Source organism: Micromonospora sp. CPCC 206171 (assembly GCF_036906755.1).
In the GTDB taxonomy this organism is placed as follows: domain Bacteria; phylum Actinomycetota; class Actinomycetes; order Mycobacteriales; family Micromonosporaceae; genus Micromonospora; species Micromonospora purpureochromogenes.
Genome location: NZ_JBAKHT010000038.1, coordinates 13,399 through 29,583, shown reverse-complemented (window position 1 = coordinate 29,583; position 16,185 = coordinate 13,399). Strand labels below are relative to the sequence as shown.

14 protein-coding genes are annotated in these 16,185 nt (G+C 72.1%); 7 read left to right on the top strand and 7 right to left on the bottom strand.

The features are described 5' to 3' along the window. Positions 1-84: 84 nt before the first annotated feature. Positions 85-942, bottom strand: coding sequence for an SDR family oxidoreductase (locus V6U89_RS27825; RefSeq protein WP_334575475.1), 858 nt, complete (start codon positions 940-942; stop codon positions 85-87). 110 nt (positions 943-1,052) lie between these two features. On the opposite strand from V6U89_RS27825, the gene V6U89_RS27820 reads away from it, so the two are divergent. From V6U89_RS27820 to V6U89_RS27810, 3 genes are all read left to right on the top strand, one after another. Beyond that, a complete protein-coding gene (locus tag V6U89_RS27820; protein WP_334575471.1) occupies positions 1,053-1,487 on the top strand; it encodes a winged helix-turn-helix transcriptional regulator in 435 nt (144 codons plus the stop codon). 245 nt (positions 1,488-1,732) lie between these two features. Then, positions 1,733-3,112 (top strand): FAD-dependent oxidoreductase, encoded by a 1,380-nt coding sequence (locus V6U89_RS27815; protein ID WP_334575469.1) that lies wholly within the window; start codon positions 1,733-1,735, stop codon positions 3,110-3,112. Positions 3,113-3,151: 39 nt separating this feature from the next. Then, positions 3,152-3,493, top strand: a complete 342-nt coding sequence (locus V6U89_RS27810) for an MmcQ/YjbR family DNA-binding protein (RefSeq protein ID WP_088963037.1) — start codon at positions 3,152-3,154, stop codon at positions 3,491-3,493. A gap of 19 nt (positions 3,494-3,512) precedes the next feature. Here V6U89_RS27810 and V6U89_RS27805 read toward each other — a convergent pair whose 3' ends face one another. Both V6U89_RS27805 and V6U89_RS27800 read right to left on the bottom strand, forming a co-directional pair. Beyond that, positions 3,513-5,090, bottom strand: a complete 1,578-nt coding sequence (locus V6U89_RS27805; RefSeq protein ID WP_334575464.1) for a Na+/H+ antiporter — start codon at positions 5,088-5,090, stop codon at positions 3,513-3,515. 268 nt (positions 5,091-5,358) lie between these two features. Continuing rightward, on the bottom strand, positions 5,359-6,162 hold the full coding sequence (locus V6U89_RS27800; RefSeq protein ID WP_334575462.1) for a hypothetical protein: 804 nt from the start codon (positions 6,160-6,162) through the stop codon (positions 5,359-5,361). Positions 6,163-6,432: 270 nt separating this feature from the next. Here V6U89_RS27800 and V6U89_RS27795 point away from each other — a divergent pair, with 270 nt between their 5' ends. Then, a complete protein-coding gene (locus tag V6U89_RS27795; protein ID WP_334575460.1) occupies positions 6,433-7,281 on the top strand; it encodes a mycofactocin-coupled SDR family oxidoreductase in 849 nt (282 codons plus the stop codon). Positions 7,282-7,436: 155 nt separating this feature from the next. After that, positions 7,437-8,183, top strand: coding sequence for a TylF/MycF/NovP-related O-methyltransferase (locus tag V6U89_RS27790; protein WP_334575458.1), 747 nt, complete (start codon positions 7,437-7,439; stop codon positions 8,181-8,183). 138 nt (positions 8,184-8,321) lie between these two features. Here V6U89_RS27790 and V6U89_RS27785 read toward each other — a convergent pair whose 3' ends face one another. Together V6U89_RS27785 and V6U89_RS27780 are read right to left on the bottom strand one after the other, a co-directional pair. Next, a complete protein-coding gene (locus V6U89_RS27785; RefSeq protein WP_334575456.1) occupies positions 8,322-9,113 on the bottom strand; it encodes an ABC transporter permease in 792 nt (263 codons plus the stop codon). After that, on the bottom strand, positions 9,106-10,083 hold the full coding sequence (locus V6U89_RS27780; protein ID WP_334575452.1) for an ATP-binding cassette domain-containing protein: 978 nt from the start codon (positions 10,081-10,083) through the stop codon (positions 9,106-9,108). The genes V6U89_RS27785 and V6U89_RS27780 overlap by 8 nt, the downstream gene beginning before the upstream one ends. A 915-nt stretch (positions 10,084-10,998) precedes the next feature. Here V6U89_RS27780 and V6U89_RS27775 point away from each other — a divergent pair. After that, entirely contained in the window at positions 10,999-11,229 is a 231-nt protein-coding gene (locus tag V6U89_RS27775) for a hypothetical protein (RefSeq protein WP_334575449.1), read from the top strand. Between the two features lie 15 nt (positions 11,230-11,244). On the opposite strand, the gene V6U89_RS27770 is transcribed toward V6U89_RS27775, so the two are convergent. Both V6U89_RS27770 and V6U89_RS27765 read right to left on the bottom strand, forming a co-directional pair. Beyond that, entirely contained in the window at positions 11,245-11,466 is a 222-nt protein-coding gene (locus V6U89_RS27770; RefSeq protein WP_334575448.1) for an acyl-CoA carboxylase epsilon subunit, read from the bottom strand. After that, positions 11,463-13,031 (bottom strand): acyl-CoA carboxylase subunit beta, encoded by a 1,569-nt coding sequence (locus V6U89_RS27765; protein WP_334575445.1) that lies wholly within the window; start codon positions 13,029-13,031, stop codon positions 11,463-11,465. Before V6U89_RS27765 ends, V6U89_RS27770 begins: the two co-directional genes overlap by 4 nt. Positions 13,032-13,458: 427 nt before the next feature. On the opposite strand from V6U89_RS27765, the gene V6U89_RS27760 reads away from it, so the two are divergent. Beyond that, positions 13,459-15,582 (top strand): MMPL family transporter, encoded by a 2,124-nt coding sequence (locus tag V6U89_RS27760; protein ID WP_334575440.1) that lies wholly within the window; start codon positions 13,459-13,461, stop codon positions 15,580-15,582. Positions 15,583-16,185: the final 603 nt, after the last annotated feature.

The following is a 16,185-nucleotide window of genomic DNA, read 5'->3' as shown; positions in this document are numbered from 1 at the left end:
ACCGCCGCAAACGCCCGAATCACCACCGTGCTCGGCGCGGGCGCCGGTGGCCGGGCTGCGCCAGGGCCACCGGCGCCGAGGGCGTCAGCCCTTGAGTGCCACCGCGACCGCGTCGGCGAGGGGGGTGGTGGGGCGGCCGGCGAGGCGGCGCAGGTCACCGCTGTCGGTGGTCAGCTCGCCCCGGGCGATGCCCCGGTCGCACTCGGCCAGCGTGGCCGCGTACGGCTCCGGCAGGCCGGCGGCGACCAGCGCCGTCGCGTACTCCTCGGCCGGCAGGTCGCGGTAGACCACCTCGGTGCCGCTCTGCCGGGAGATCTCGGCGGCGAGTTCGGCCAGGGTGAACGGCTCGTCGCCGCCCAACTCGTAGACCGCGTTCTCGTGGCCCTCGCCGGCCAGGACGGCGGCAGCGGCGGCGGCGTAGTCCGCGCGGGTGGCGGCGGCGACCCGGCCGGCACCGGCGCTGCCGAGGACCGCGCCGTGCTCGAGCGTGGCGGCCAGGTTGCCGGTGTAGTTCTCGGTGTACCAGCCGTTGCGCAGCAGCACGTACGGCAGGCCGGAGGCCCGGATCAGCTCCTCGGTCGCCTGGTGCTCGGCAGCGAGCGGGAAGGTGGCGGTGTCGGCCTTCAGGACACTGGTGTACGCGATCAGGCGTACCCCGGCGGCCACGGCGGCGTCGATGACGGCGCGGTGCTGCGCCACCCGCCGCCCGACCTCGTTGGCGGAGACGAGCAGCAGGCGGTCGGCGCCGGCGAGGGCGCCGGCCAGGGTCTCGGGGCGGTCGTAGTCGGCCTCGCGCACGAGCACCCCCCGGGCGGCCAGGTCGGCGGCCTTCTCCGGGGTGCGGACCGCCGCGACGATCTGCTCGGCGGGAACGCCCCGGTCGAGCAGTTCGGTGACGACGAGGCGGCCGAGCAGGCCGGTGGCTCCGGTTACGACGATCATGGTTGCTCCTCGGGATGGCGGATGCCTTGAGCATGCACTAACTTTTGGAAAGTGCCAACTCGCAAGTAAGTGCGGTGGATCGGAGGGTGTCGGCCGGGTACCGTCGAGCCATGACTGCTCCCCTCACCAACCCCGGCGGAGCGGACGCCCGGGACGCCGACGACCAGCTCGTCGCGGACGTCTTCGCCCGCGGCTGCGGCTCGCGTCGCACGCTGGAGAACATCGCCGGCAAGTGGGGGATCCTGGCGCTGTCCGCGCTGCACGAGGGCGCGTACCGGTTCAACGCGCTGCGCCGCCGCGTCGACGGGGTGAGCGAGAAGATGCTCTCCCAGACGCTCCAGGCGCTGGAGCGGGACGGCCTGGTGCGGCGGGACGTGCAGACGACCATCCCGCCGCACGTCGAGTACAGCCTCACCCCGCTCGGCGCCCGGGTGGCCGAGCGGCTGATCGGGCTGATCGAGCTGGTCGAGAGCGAGCTGGGCACCGTGCTGGCGGCCCAGGCCGAGTACGACCGGGCCGCGGCGGACCGCAACCGGCGGAAGTAGGCCCGGTCGGCGGGTGCACCGGGTGGGAAGCCTTCTCCGTTTTCGGCGGCGTCGGAATGACGACAGCCTTAACGGAGGCCGGCGGGCGGCCGAACGGTTAGATTCGCCGCGAGGCTCACCGCAGAGTCAATCCGCTCGGCCTGCCCGTCGATGCCCGCAGCCCCGGCCTCCCCGCGCACCCGCGGGGACGCCCGGACACGCGCCACGACGCCGGCACCCGGACCGCCGCCCCCCGGGAGGTCGTGATGTACCAGTCGCCCGCGCGCGTCTTCGCCCGGATCGGCGCCATCGGGCCCGCGACGGCACCATCGGTGCTCATGGGCCGGGCCGTGGTGCTCGGCGCGAGCGTGGCCGGGCTGCTGGCGGCCCGGGTGCTCGCCGAGCACGCCGAGAGCGTGTTCATCGTGGACCGGGACGAGCTGAGTGCTGGCACCGGACACCGGGCCGGTGTGCCGCAGGGCACCCAGATGCACGTCCTGCTGCCGGCGGGCCGGGACCAGATCGACCGGTGGTTCCCCGGCTTCTCCCGCCAGGCGGTGGCCGAGGGTGCCGTCCTGCTGCCCGCCGCCGCCCGCCGCAGCTACCTCGACGGCCGGCGCAAGGTCGCGGGCTCGGACGTCGACATGATCGCGGCGAGCCGGCCCTTCCTGGAGGAGCTGCTCCGCCGCCGCACGTTGGCGCTGCCCAACGTGACCCTGCTGCCCGGGCGCGTCACCGGCCTGGACTTCGCCGGCACCGCGGTCACCGGAGTACGGCACCAGAGCGCCACCGGCCCGGTCGTCACGCCCGCCGACTTCGTGGTGGACGCCACCGGCCGGTCGAGCCGCCTCGGCGACTGGCTGGAGCAGGGCGGGTGGGAACGCCCGCCGATGCGCCGGATGGCGATCAACCTGCACTACGCGACCGCCACGTTCCGGCGTACCGAAGAGCACCCGGTGCCGGTCGCGGTGCTGGCCGGCTGCACCGCCGCGGCCGGCGGCGACATCGCCGGCGCCGCCTTCTCCGCGATCGAGGGCGACCGGTGGATCGTGATGCTCGGCAGCTACGGCGACGACCGGCCCGGCCGCGACGCGGACGACCTCGTCCGCCGGTGCCGGGAGGACTTTCCTCCCGAGTTCGCCCGGGTGGTGGCCAACGAGATGCTCGGGACGGTCCGCACCTACCGGCAGGCCGACAGCCGGCGCCGGGACTACCACCGGCTCCACCGGCTGCCGGCCGGGCTGGTCGCGGTCGGTGACGCGGTCTCCTCGTTCAATCCGATCTACGGCCAGGGCATGTCGTCGGCGGCCCTGCACGCCTCCTGCCTGTCGGAGTACCTCCGCTCCGGCGCCGACCTGCGCCGCCCGGCCCGGGCGTTCCTCGCGTTGCAGCGGGTCGTGGTCGACGCGGCCTGGGGGATGTCCACCTCCGCCGACCTGGCCCGCCCGTCGGTGCCCGGCCCCCGCCCCCCGGGCTACCGGATCTCCCGGTGGGTGGCCGACCAGATCACCGCCGCGTCGGTGACCGACCCGGTGACCGCCCGGCGCTTCGACGCCGTCGTCGAGATGCGCCGCCACCCGAACTCGCTCGCCGCCCCCCGCACCCTGCTGCGCGCGGTCCGGGTCAACCAGGCCCGGGGGCGCTGAACGCCCGGGGATGTCGGCCCCCACCGCTACGGTCGGCGCATGGTCACCGTCGCCGACGTACGGTCGCTGGCACTGACGTTGCCGCGCACCACCGAGCACCTGATCCGCGACCGGGTGAAGTTCCGGGTGGGCGCCATCGTCTACGTCGCGTTCTCCCGCGACGAGACGACGATGGGTTTCGGCTACCCGAAGGAGGAACGCGACGCGCTCGTCGCCGCCGAGCCGGACCTGTTCTTCCTGCCCGGCGCGTCCGACCTGCGCTTCCACTGGGTCTGCTGCCGGCTCGACCGGCTCGACCACGACCAGATGACCGAGCTGGTGACCGAGGCGTGGCGGATGGTCGTGCCGAAGTTCCTGGCCCGCCAGCGGCTGGGTGCCTGAGGCCGGTCCGCCCGGCGCGTCATTCGCTGGTGCTCGGCCCCAGTAGCCGGATCTCCTCGATGTCCAGCGCGGCCTGCACCTCTCGCTGCACGGCGTCGTCGATCTCGTTGTTGTCGCGCAGCCGGTTGACCTCGCGGCGCTTGTGGTCGAGCACGCTGAGCCGCAGTTGGCGGTCCAGTTCCCGGGCCTGGGCGGCCTCGTCGCCCGTCTCGGCGGCGAGCGTCTCCTCCAGGTGCCGCTGGTAGTCGGCGCGGAGCCGGTCGACCGCGTCCTCGCCGATGCCGAGCCCGGCGGCGACCTCGGGCAGCGCGGCCAGGCCCGCCCTGGTGGCCGCCGTCCGAGCCCGCTTGACCTCGTCCTCCCGCTCCACGTCACCCTTGAGCTGCGCCCAGTTGACCACCGCAGGCAGGGTGGTGCCCTCGATCACCATCGTCAGCACGATGACCATCGCGGTGCAGAAGATGATCAGGTCACGCTCGGCGATCGGCTCTCCCGCCTTCGTCGTCATCGGCACCGCGAGCGCCGCCGCGAGGGACACCGCGCCACGGAAGCCGGCCCATCCGGCCGCGGTGCGCACCCGGTAGCCGGTCGGGCCCCTGAGTCGCGACCTGCGACGGGCGACGACCTCCAGGCCGTAGCCGGAGATCTGCACCAGGATCATCCGGGTCACCATCACCACCGCGGCCGCCACCGCCCCGATGGTCAGCGCCTGCACCGTCGAGGTGCTGGTGATGCTCTCCGCCGCGCGGGGGATCTGCATGCCGAGGAGGACGAACAACGAACCGTTGATCAGGAAGGTGGTGAGATCCCAGAAGGCGTACGCCAGCACCCGGGACCGGGCCCGGATCACCCGCGGCCCGAAGTAGGACAGGACGAGGCCGGCGACCACCACCGCCAGCACCCCGCTGGCGTGGACGAGCTCCGCCAGCAGGAAGGCGAGGAACGGGGTCAGCACGCTCAGCGCGCCCTCGCGCAGCGGGTCGTCGAGACGTTTACGGATCGCGATCACAACCCCGCCGGCCAGCAGGCCGGCGGCGACCCCGCCCGCCGCCGAGCCGGCGAACTGGCCGAGCAGGACCGGCGCGGCCGGCCAGGCGCCCCCGGCGATGAGGCCGACCGTGACGGAGAAGAGCACCAGCGCCGTGCCGTCGTTGATCAGGCTCTCCGCGCGCAGCGTGGTCAGCAGCCGGCGGGGCATCCGCTTGGCGAGGCCGGCGACCGCCGCGGCGTCGGTCGGCGCGAGGACCGCGCCCAGCACCCAGGCCGCGGCCGGTTCGACGCCGAACTGCTGCACGGTCAGGGAGACCACGATCATCGTGACCGCCACCAGCACCACCGCGAGCAACGTGATCGCCGGCAGGTTGGCCCGGATCTCGCGGATGCTGATCACCAGGCTCTCCCGGTAGAGGATCGCCGGCAGGAAGAGCAGCAGCACCACCTCCGGCTCCAGCACCACCTCGGAAAACGGCGGGAGCAGCGCGAGCAGCGCACCCATGGTGATCAGCAGGACCGGCGGGGCCACGCTGTACCGGCCACCGAGGGTGGTGCCGACGAGCACGGTGGCGGCCAGCACCACGATCAGCACCAGCGCGCTCACGTCACCCCTTCCGCCGGTCGACGGTCGGCACGCCGCAGGAGGTCGTCCCGACCGGTTCCGGGCCGATGGCCGCCGCCGCCCGCCCGCGCGGCCGGGGGCGGGCCCGCCGGTCGCCGGCCACCCCGAACATCGTGATACGGCCGGTGGCCGGCGCGGGCCGGAATGATCGATCCGGCCCGTCCCCGATGCGACGGCGGGGGAGCGAGTCAGCGACCTGCCCTCGGGCCGTGCGCCTTCGTCGTCGGGACGTCGACGTTCGGGTTGATCGTCACGGTGCGTCCGACGGCGCGAGGTCGCGGTGCGGCGCAGGCGGGAGCGGGCCGTCCAGCAGCCGCCGGACCGCCTCGCCGATCACCGGGTCCACCGGGAACCGCCCCGCCAGCCAGTCGAACACCGCCCGCGCCGCCTCCCGGTTGCGCGCGTACCCCGGGACCATCGCGGCCAGCGGCAGGACCTCCGGCCGGTACGCCTGCTCGACCCGCCGGCTGGCGTCGAACGGGTCGCGCCGGTGTCCCGCCCCGGCCCCGGTGAGGCGCAGCAGTGCGATCACCCGGTCCACCGCGTACGACTGGATGAAGCGGGCCGCGGTGAGCCGTTCGCCGCGCAGCTCCCGGTGCAGGCCGACGTAGAGGTTGGTCAGCGCCTCGTTCAGGTGGAACTCCACCGTGTCGTACGGCGGCCCGCCCGGTGGCCGGCCGCACTCGGCCAGGGTGGCGGGCGCGTCGTCCCGCTGCCAGACGACGCGGGCGCCGGTGAACGGCAGCCGCGCCAGCTCCGCGACGGTGAACACCGCGTACTCGACGAAGATCCCGTCGGCGTAGAGCGCCTTGCGGCCGTTGCGCTCGTTGGCGAAGCTGTACGCCACCGGGCACGGCGCCGCCAGCCAGCCGATCTCCTCGACGTAGCGGGGCACCGCGCCGTCGGCGACCACGACGAAGAAGTCCAGGTCGGAGTGCTCGTCCAGGCGGTCGTACGCCATGCCCGCCGAGCCGAGGCCGAGCAGCGCCACGGCATCGGGGCGGGTGCGCAGGTGGGCGGCGAGGTCATCGAGCCGCCGCAGCATCGGGTGCATGCCGTCGTCCCTTCGGCGAAGAGTCGACGTTTCAGCCCGTACGGCCCTGATCGCCGCCGGGGTCGCGACACCGGTGCCGCCCATTCTGTGCCCCGCAGGCCGTGCCGTTCAAGGGACCAGTAGGGGTCGGAAGGGGTTCAGAGGAGTCCCGTACCTGGTTAGCGTCGGCCCCGAGCGGGCCACCGTACGCGAGAAACCACCGCCGCACGCGGCGCTGCTCCCGGTCGGTCTCGACTCACCTTTCACGCGATCCGGCAGAGGGAGACCCACATGGGGCGGGCGGAGAACAAGGTCGTCGTCATCACGGGCGCGGCCCGTGGTCAGGGGCGCAGCCACGCGGTCCGGCTGGCCGAGGAGGGCGCCGACATCATCGCGATCGACATCTGCAGGGACATCGACTCGGCCGGCTACGGCATGGCCGGCAACGAGGACCTGGAGGAGACGGCGCGCCTGGTCAAGGAGGCCGGCCGCCGGGTGGTCGTCCGGCACGCGGACGTCCGCGACTACGGCGCGCTGCGCGGGGCCATCGACGAGGGCGTCGCCGAGCTGGGGAAGATCGACGTCCTGATCCCGAACGCCGGCATCCTGCCGATGGGGCCGGACCAGCCGATCACCGCCTTCACCGGCACCATCGACGTCAACCTCGCCGGGGTGCTGAACACGGTGCACGCCGCGCTGCCGCACTTCAACGAGGGCGTGTCGGTGATCATCGTCGGCTCGATCGCGAGCTTCCTGCCGCCGATGCCCTCCGACGTGATGGCCGGCGCCGGGTACGCCGGGTACCGGTTCGCCAAGCACGTCCTGGTCGACTACGTGAAGGCGCTGGCGCTGCAGCTCGCGCCGACCAGCGGGCGGGTCAACTCGGTCCACCCGACCACGGTGGACACCGACATGGCGTTCAACAAGGGAATGTTCCAGACCTACCGGCCGGACCTCGACGACCCCACCGTCGAGGACGTCGCGCCGATCCTGAGCGCCATCCACGCCATGCCGATCTCGCACGTGACCCAGGCCGACGTGACGCACGCCGTGGTCTACCTGGCCTCCGACGAGTCGCGCTACGTCACCGGCAGCCAGATCAAGATCGACGGTGGCGCGCTCGCCATGCAGCACCTCTGACGTCGTCCCGCCGTACCCGTACGGCGGGGTGGTGGACGCACCGGCGGTCGGGCCGTGCCGGATGCGGCGCGGCCCGACCGGCGTCCGGCAGGGCAACCAAGGACCGATCGACAGCGGCGTCGGCACGCGCGCCGGCCGCGGAAGAGGACGGACAGATGACCGACACGGGAGTCACGCTCTACCTTGAGCTGATCAAGAAGGTGATCGCCAACGAGATCTACACCGACAACGCCGCTCCCTGGTGGACGGGGGCCGAGGGCGCCGCGGTGCCCGAGGGGGGCCTTCCGGGCACCTCCGCAGCCCACACGCTGGTCGGTCTCGAGGGCCTGGACAACGTGCAGGAGTGCGTCGAGCGGGTGCTGGCCGACGGAATCCCCGGGGACCTGGTCGAGACCGGGGTGTGGCGCGGCGGCGTGACGATCCTGATGCGCGCCATCCTCAAGGCGCACGGCGTCACCGACCGGCGCGTCTGGGCCGCCGACTCCTTCGAGGGCGTGCCCGAGGCGGGGGAGGGCAGCCACCCGCTGGACCAGGAGATGGCGCTGCACAACCTGAACAGCATGCTCAGCGTCTCGGCGGACGCGGTCCGGGCCAACTTCAAGGCGTACGACCTGCTGGACGAGCAGGTGGAGTTCCTGGAGGGGTGGTTCAAGGACACCCTGCCGGCGGCCCCGATCTCCTCGATCGCCGTGCTCCGCCTCGACGGCGACCTGTACGAGTCGACCCGGGAGGCGCTGATCCCGCTCTACCCCAAGCTCTCCGTGGGCGGGTTCATCATCATCGACGACTACAACATGGAGCCCTGCCGGGCGGCGGTGCACGAGTACCGCGACGAGCACGGGATCACCGACGAGATCCGGCCGGTGGACAACGGCGGGGTGTTCTGGCGCAGGACGGCCTGAGCCCGCGTACGCCGACAGGGCGCCGCCTCCCGACGGAGGCGGCGCCCTTGTCGTGTCGGCCCTGCCCGCGCACGCGCGAAGGCCCTTCTCCAACGGGGGAGGAGAAGGGCCTTCGCTGTCGGTGACCGACGCCCGCGCTCAGTCCGTCTTCTTCTGGAAGAAGACCGCGGCGAGGGTGACGGAGACGACGAGGATGCCGACGGACCAGGCGAGCGCGATCCAGGGGTTGTCGCCGACCGGCCGGTCGAGCAGGAACCCGCGGACGCTCTCGATGATCGGCGTGGACGGCTGGTGCTTGGCCACGCCCTGCAGCCAGCCGGGCAGCGTGTGGATCGGGACGAACGCGCTGCTGACGTAGGGCAGGAACATCATGATGAAGGCGAAGCTGGCGGCCGCGTCGGTGGACTTGGTGAGCAGCCCGACCACCGCGGAGAGCCAGGACATCGCCAGGATGAAGGTGACCAGGATGCCGCCGGCGGCGAGCCACTGGAGCAGGCTTGCCTCGGGCCGGAACCCGATGAGCAGGGCCACCGCGATCACCACGACCGTGGAGACGATGTTCTTGATGACGCTGGCGGTGACGTGGCCGCCGAGCAGCACGGCGCCGCTGACGTCCATCGACCGGAACCGGTCGATGATGCCGGTGCTCATGTCGTTGGCGACGCCCACTCCGGTCTGGGCGGCACCCCACACCGTGCAGAGCAGCAGCACGCCGGGGGAGACGTAGGTGACGTAGTCGCCGCCGGTCTGGATCGCCCCGCCGAAGAGGTAGACGAAGAGCACCATCATCATGATGGGCAGCATCAGCGCCATCATCAGGGCGTCCAGGTCCCGGCTGGTCAGCCGGGTGCAGCGCGCGATCATGGTCATCATGTCGGTCCCGAGCGAGGTGGGTCGGGGCCGGTTGCGCAGGACGATGGACTCAGTCACCGACAGTCTCCTTAACTCGCTCCACCTCCGGGCTCGGGGTGGGGTGGCCCGTCAGCGCCAGGAACACGTCGTCCAGCGTGGCGCTGTGCACCTGGAACTTGGTGATCCGGTTGCGCTGCGGGTCTGCCTCGTCCAGTACGGCCCGTACCTGGTTGGCCGAGCCGTCGGTGGTGACCCCGATCGTCAGCAGGTCGAGATCCTTGGTGACCACCCGCTCGCCCAGCAGCGTGAGGACGTCCTCCAGCGCCGTGCGGTCGACCAGCTCCAGGTCGAGCCGCTGACCCGCGACCCGCTCCTTGAGCTGGGTGGGGGTGCCCTCGGCGACGATGGTGCCGCCGTCGAGCAGTGCCACCCGGTCGGCGAGGCGGTCGGCCTCCTCCAGGTACTGCGTGGTCAAGAAGATGGTCAGGCCGTTGGCGGCGAGGTCGGCGATGACGCCCCACAGGGCGAGGCGGCTACGCGGGTCCAGGCCGGTGGTCGGCTCGTCGAGGAAGACCACCGACGGCGCCCCGACCAGGCTCGCGGCGAGGTCCAGCCGGCGGGCCATGCCGCCCGAGTAGGTGGCCAGTCGCCGGCCACCGGCGTCGGTCAGGTCGAACCGGGCCAGCAGTTGCTTCGCGCGCTCCTGCGACTCGGCGCGGGACAGGCCGGTGAGCCGGCCCATCATGCGCAGGTTCTCCTCGCCGGTCTGGTTCTTGTCGATCGCCGCGTACTGGCCGGTCAGGGTGATGGCCCGCCGCACCTTGCGCCGCTCCTTGACGACGTCGAAGCCGGCGACCCTGGCCTGTCCCGCGTCGAGGGAGGTGAGCGTCGAGAGGATCCGGACGCTGGTGGTCTTGCCCGAGCCGTTCGGGCCCAGCAGGGCGAAGACGCTGCCCCGGGGGACGGTGATGTCCACGCCCTTGAGTACCTGCACGTCGCCATAGGACTTTCGTAGCCCGCTGGCTTCTATTGCCAATTCGTAGGCCATTGTCGTTGCACTCCTTGCCGTCCCTGCTCCGGGTGGTCTTCTGCGTGCCTCATACGCTGATTCGTGTAGACTGTACGCAGTTCGATGTTCGCCTGTCAACCGTCTTCGTCGCCGCAGGTCAAGACCGTTCTCGCCGCCGCGCCGGGCGCCTCCGGTGGGGGCTCGCGGGCGGCACCGGTCCACGGGTGGTGAGGCGGTGGCCGGCGGGTCGGCGAGCGCTGGAGCGGCGGCGGCGTCACGGCCTGCAATGGGAGGCGGCGTGGCTGGATTTCCCGTGCTCCACAATGCGCGGAATCGTCACCGACTGTCGGTCGGCTCTGCTGTTCTGAAACGTCCTCACTCATTTTCCGTCACCCGGGATCAGATGGGGGATGACCCTGATTTGTGGCCCCGCGAGGCGCGCGCTGACCCCTAGGTGGTCCGCGTCCGTGCTGCTCACGGCCGAGTTCCGAACCGTCGCCAGTGGTCCTGGTCCCGGGTGCCGGCGGGCCGCTTCCCGGCCGGCGCCCGATGGTGGGGTTGACGCGTCGAGTAGCCGGTGTGTACGGTCTGCAACAACGGTATACGGCATACACAGAAGCTTTCGGGGTCTATTCCCGAGCCGATTTCTGTTCGGTTCGAGGTTGACGCCGGGAAAGTCGCCACAATCATTCCGTTCTCACTTGTCGCATTGATGTTCGACTTCCTGCGTCATTCGCGCCCGGCGCGGGACCGGCGCGGGTCGTCGAGGCGGAGGGTGGGACGGCGCGGACGAGAGGGCGCAGGCGGCCGACGGCCCGGGAGGACTCACCCCTCGGGTGGTCGCCCCTCGCCCGGGAGGTGAGGGCGACCGTGATCGGAGCGCACAGGGATCGGGTGAGGGTGATGTCGGGAGGAATGGTGGGTCTGCGTTGGGAACACAACGTGGAGGTCACGGTGTCTCCGGACGGGTGGCTGATCCTGCACCGGCAGCCGACCGCCGTCACGTACCGGTTCCCGCCCTTCGTCACGGTCTCCTGGATCTCGCTGCAACGGCACGGCGGCGACCTCAACCTGGCCGCGGACGAGGTGGCCACCAGCTGGGAGGCCGACCGCGCGGAGATCATCGTGGTCATCGGCCGGTGGCTCGACGAGCTGCGCGAGGCGGGCCTGGTGCGCGAGGACTGAGCCCGCCCGACCGGATCAGTGGCATCGCGAGGCCCAGGCACCCGGCGCCCGGTAGTCCGCCGGCGTGGACCAGGACGCCTCGGTGCGCCGACGGGCGGTCCGGGCCGTACCCCGAGCGGCGCGCAGCGCGCACATCAGGGCGACCGTGGCCGCCGCGAGCTCCTCCTCGGTTGGCGCGCCCCGAACCACCACCAGCCGGGTGACCTCCGCCGCGTCGAACTCCTCCGTCCCGGTCACGTCGGCGGGTTCCCGTGCTTGCGCCCCGGCAGCTGCACCCGTTTGGCCCGCAGCGTCTCCAGCGCCCCGACCAGCACCGCGCGCGTCTCGGCCGGGTCGATGACGTCGTCCACCAGGCCGCGCTCGGCCGCGTAGTAGGGGTGCATCAGCTCCTGCTCGTACTGCTTGATCCGCTGCCGGCGGGCCACCTCCGGGTCGGGCGCCGCCGCGATCTCCCGGCGGAACACCACGTTGGCCGCGCTCTCCGCGCCCATCACCGCGATCTCGTTGCTCGGCCAGGCGAACGAGAGGTCCGCGCCGATCGACCGGGAATCCATCACGATGTACGCCCCGCCGTACGCCTTGCGCAGGATCACCTGGATCCGGGGCACGGTCGCCGAGCAGTAGGCGTACAGCAGCTGGGCCCCGTGCCGGATGATCCCGCTGTGCTCCTGCGCGGTGCCGGGCAGGAAGCCGGGCACGTCGACCAGGGTCACCAGCGGGATGCTGAAGGCGTCGCAGGTCTGCACGAAGCGGGCCGCCTTGGCCGAGGCCAGCCCGTCGAGGGCGCCGGCCAGCATCCGGGGCTGGTTGGCGACGATGCCGACCACGTGCCCGTCCAGCCGGGCCAGGCCGCAGACGATGTTGCGCGCCCAGGAGGCGTGCACCTCGAGCAGGTCCCCGTCGTCGACGATCTCCCCGATCACCTCGCGCATGTCGTACGAGCCGCGGGGGTCGGCGGGCACCAGGTCGAGCAGACGCGGGCAGCGGCGGTCCGGCGGGTCCCCGGTGGGCTGCACCGGAGGCAGCTCCCGGTTGTTGGACGGCAGCAGCGAGAGCAGGTGCCGGACCTCGGCCAGGCACTCCGCCTCGGTGTCGTGCACGAACGAGACCGTGCCGGTGACCGAGGCGTGCACCTCGGCCCCGCCGAGCTGTTCGTGCGTCACGGTCTCGCCCGTCACCGCCTGCACCACGTCCGGCCCGGTGAGGTAGAGCTGGGCCACGTTGCGGACGGCGAAGACGAAGTCGGTCAGCGCCGGGGAGTACGCCGCGCCGCCGGCGCAGGGCCCGAGCATCACGCTGATCTGGGGGATCACCCCGGACGCCTGCACGTTGCGGCGGAAGATGCCGCCGTACCCGGCCAGGGCGGTGACGCCCTCCTGGATGCGGGCACCCGCGCCGTCGCCGAGGCAGACCAGGGGCGCGCCGGCCGACTCGGCCATGTCCATGATCTTGTGGATCTTCTCGGCGTGGGCCTCACCCAGCGAGCCGCCGAAGATCCGGAAGTCGTGCGCGTACGCGAAGACCGTCCGGCCGTCGACCTTGCCCCAGCCGGTGATCACGCCGTCGGTGTGCGGGCGGCGGTCCTCCAGCCCGAACCCGGCGGCCCGGTGCCGGCGCAACTGCTCGATCTCCCGGAACGTGCCCTCGTCGAAGAGCAGGTCGAGCCGTTCCCGGACGGTGAGTTTGCCCTTGGCGTGCTGCTGCGCCGACGCCCGGGGCCCCGGGCCGGCGACGGCCGTGGCCTTGACGGAATGCAGCTCGGCCACCCGGGACCCGAGGTCGGAATGCGGTTTGTCCACCATGCGTCGTCGCCCCTCACGCTCGCCGACGTCGACCCGCGTCAACCGGCTGGTCGGACTTTGACGTAACCACCGGCGACGGCGGCACGAACAGAACGGCCGCCCCCTAACCAGGGCGGTGGATCCCCTAGCCGCCCGCCCGACGACCCCAGGGCTGCCGCCATTTCCGCAGCTCAACCCGCGTGAGAGCGCTTCTTGCCCACTGATCGGACACTCTGCCGAAGTGCTTGACGCTGTTCCGCCGTACTGCATAGCATGTACGCGTGGGGCATACGCAGAAGCGTGCCCCGCGTGGTGGGGCACCTTTGGAAATGGCCGTCAGGCCCGATGAGCGACGAGGTCTTGTCCCCGTCCCAGGCGGACGACGCCGGGATCTCCGTGCCCTGGACGATGAAATCGGCATAGACGGGCATAGAAGGGTTTCGGCTCAATGAGCGATTCTGTCGGGCTACTGGCCAAATTGCCGAGTGGTCGGCGTTCCAAGTGGGCCATCCTCGCGTTGTGGATAGTCCTCGCCGTCGTGCTCGGCCCGCTCTTCGGCAAGATCGAGGACTACGAGGACCGGACTCCGTCGGGCAGCCTCCCGCGCGGCGCCGAGTCGACCGCCGTGATGGAGGAGTTGGACAAGTACCGCTCCGCCTCCGAGGCGGTCCCGGTGGTCGCCGTCTACACCCGCGAGTCCGGGATCCAGGACGCCGACCGCAGCAAGGTGGAGGCCGACCGTACGGCGTTCGCGAAGTTCGCCGACGGTGGCGCGGCCATCCAGCCGGCCATCCCGTCCCAGGACGGCAAGGCGCTCATGCTGGTGGTGCCGCTGACCCGCGACGACGTCGAGATCGACTTCGCGGTCAAGGACCTGCGTACCGCGGCCCAGGCCGGCGCGCCGGCCGGGCTGGACGTCGACCTCGGCGGCCCCGGCGGCCTGCTCAACGACTACACGCAGGCGTTCGAAAACCTCGACGTCAACCTGATGATCGCGACCAGCTCGATCGTCATCGTGCTGCTCCTGCTCATCTACCGCAGTCCGTTCCTCTGGATCTTCCCGCTGCTGGCCGTCGGCTTCGCCAGCGCGCTCACCCAGGGCGTGGCTTACCTGCTCGCCAAACACGCCGGGCTGCCGGTCAACCCGGCCAGCTCCAGTCTGCTGATGATCCTGCTGTTCGGCGTCGGCACCGACTACGCGCTGCTGCTCATCGCCCGCTACCGCGAGGAGTTGCGCCGGCACGCCGACAAGCACCTGGCCATGGGCATCGCGCTGCGCCGCTCGGGCCCGGCGATCCTCGCCTCGGCCGCGACCGTCGTGGTCGGCCTGGCCTGCCTCGCCCTGGCCGACATGCAGAGCGCCCGCAGCCTCGGCCTGGTCGGCGCCACCGGTGTGCTCTGCGCGTACCTGGCGATGGTCACCATCCTGCCGGCGCTGCTGGTGATCGCCGGCCGGTGGGTGTTCTGGCCGTTCGTGCCGAAGTTCGGCCAGGAGGCGCGGGCCGGGCGCGGCTTCTGGAACCGGATCGGCACGGCCGTCGGCCGCCACCCCCGGGTCGTCTGGCTCGGCTGCCTGATCGTGATCGGCGGCCTCGCCGTCAGCGCGCTGGACATCAAGATGGGGCTGGCCCAGACCGAGGTGTTCCAGACCAAGCCCCAGTCGGTCACCGCGCAGGAGAAGCTCGCCCGGCACTTCCCGTCCGGCGCGTCCGACCCGGCCATCCTCGTCGCCGACGCCTCGGCGGCCGGGCCGGTCAAGGCCGCCGCCGCCGGCGTGGACGGTACGACGGTCGGTCAGGAGTCGCCCAGCCCCGACGGCAGGCGGGTCATCATCGACGTGGTGCTCCGGGACGCGCCCGACAGCGACGCAGCGAAGGAGTCCATCGACGAGATCCGGGACGCGGTGCACGCCGTACCCGGGGCCAACGCGAAGGTCGGTGGCACCACCGCGGAGACCCTGGACATCGACCGGGCCTCCAGCCGGGACGCCAAGGTGGTCATCCCGGTCGTGCTCGCGGTGATCCTGCTGTTCCTGATCATCCTGCTCCGCGCCCTGGTGGCGCCGCTGGTCCTGCTCGGCACGGTGGTGGCGTCCTACTTCGCCGCGTTGGGCGCGTCGCACCTGCTCTTCAAGCACGTGTTCGGGCACGAGGGGACGGCCTGGCAGTTGCCGCTGGTCAGCTTCGTCTTCCTCGCGGCACTCGGCGTCGACTACAACATCTTCCTGATGACCCGCGTACACGAGGAGGCCGCGCGACACGGCCATGCCGAAGGCGTACGCCGTGGTCTGTCCACCACCGGCAGCGTCATCACCTCGGCCGGCATCGTGCTGGCGGCGACCTTCGCGGTCTTCGCCTCCATGCCGGTGGTCGACATGATCCAGTTCGGGGTGGTCGTCGCGGTGGGCGTCCTGCTCGACGCCTTCCTGGTACGGACGCTGCTGGTGCCGGCGCTCTCCTTGGACATCGGCCGGGCGAGCTGGTGGCCCGGGCGCCTCTACCGGGACCTCGGCAGGCAGGCCTCCGCTCCGGTCAGCGCTGGAGTGCCGGGGCCGGTACGGGCCAGCAAGTAGCCACCGGGCCGGGGCGGGTCCCTGGGCCCGCCCGGCCTCCGGTAGGGCTGCGTGCTCTGGCGGGCGGCGGTCGCCGGCGTTGGTCGGGGACCGTGACCCGGCGGAACCGAGCCCGAGCAGGACGTGCGATTCGCTTCGGCGGCGCGCCCGACGATCTCGTCGGGCGCGCCGCTTCGTCGCTCTCCGAGCCGTCCCAGCCGCCTGGCGCAGGGCCGCTGTCACCGCGCCTCGTGGGGCACCGATTGCGGCGTGTCGCGGTGACGGCCGACGGGGACGGCGCGACATGCCGCAAAGCGGGGGCCTGCCGTCCACATCGCCCCGTCCGGTGTCGAGGCGCTGCTCCTGTGGCGGCACGGTTTGCGGCGTGTTGGGGTGACGGGCGGCCGGGACGCCCCGACTTGCCGCAAAGGGGCGTCCACGCCGCACCGTCCGGTGTCGGAGCGCTGCCTTCTCGGCGAGCTGACGGCAGGGCAGCCGGCCCTCGGCGAGCGTGCGCTGCCCGATCGAGCTGGTAGCAGGGCAGCCGGCCTGCCTGGGGGCGGCCCGTCCCGATGGGCGGTCGTGGCCGTCGCCGAGGGTGGGCGGCGAACATCCGTACTGCTC

What these genes read in the sequence shown, in the direction of transcription:
- V6U89_RS27825 (WP_334575475.1), bottom strand. Translation starts at nt 942, where the DNA reads ATGATCGTCGTAACCGGAGCCACCGGCCTGCTCGGCCGCCTCGTCGTC.
- V6U89_RS27820 (WP_334575471.1), top strand. Translation starts at nt 1,053, where the DNA reads ATGACTGCTCCCCTCACCAACCCCGGCGGAGCGGACGCCCGGGACGCC.
- V6U89_RS27815 (WP_334575469.1), top strand. Translation starts at nt 1,733, where the DNA reads ATGTACCAGTCGCCCGCGCGCGTCTTCGCCCGGATCGGCGCCATCGGG.
- V6U89_RS27810 (WP_088963037.1), top strand. Translation starts at nt 3,152, where the DNA reads ATGGTCACCGTCGCCGACGTACGGTCGCTGGCACTGACGTTGCCGCGC.
- V6U89_RS27800 (WP_334575462.1), bottom strand. Translation starts at nt 6,162, where the DNA reads ATGCACCCGATGCTGCGGCGGCTCGATGACCTCGCCGCCCACCTGCGC.
- V6U89_RS27795 (WP_334575460.1), top strand. Translation starts at nt 6,433, where the DNA reads ATGGGGCGGGCGGAGAACAAGGTCGTCGTCATCACGGGCGCGGCCCGT.
- V6U89_RS27790 (WP_334575458.1), top strand. Translation starts at nt 7,437, where the DNA reads ATGACCGACACGGGAGTCACGCTCTACCTTGAGCTGATCAAGAAGGTG.
- V6U89_RS27780 (WP_334575452.1), bottom strand. Translation starts at nt 10,083, where the DNA reads ATGGCCTACGAATTGGCAATAGAAGCCAGCGGGCTACGAAAGTCCTAT.
- V6U89_RS27765 (WP_334575445.1), bottom strand. Translation starts at nt 13,031, where the DNA reads ATGGTGGACAAACCGCATTCCGACCTCGGGTCCCGGGTGGCCGAGCTG.
- V6U89_RS27760 (WP_334575440.1), top strand. Translation starts at nt 13,459, where the DNA reads ATGAGCGATTCTGTCGGGCTACTGGCCAAATTGCCGAGTGGTCGGCGT.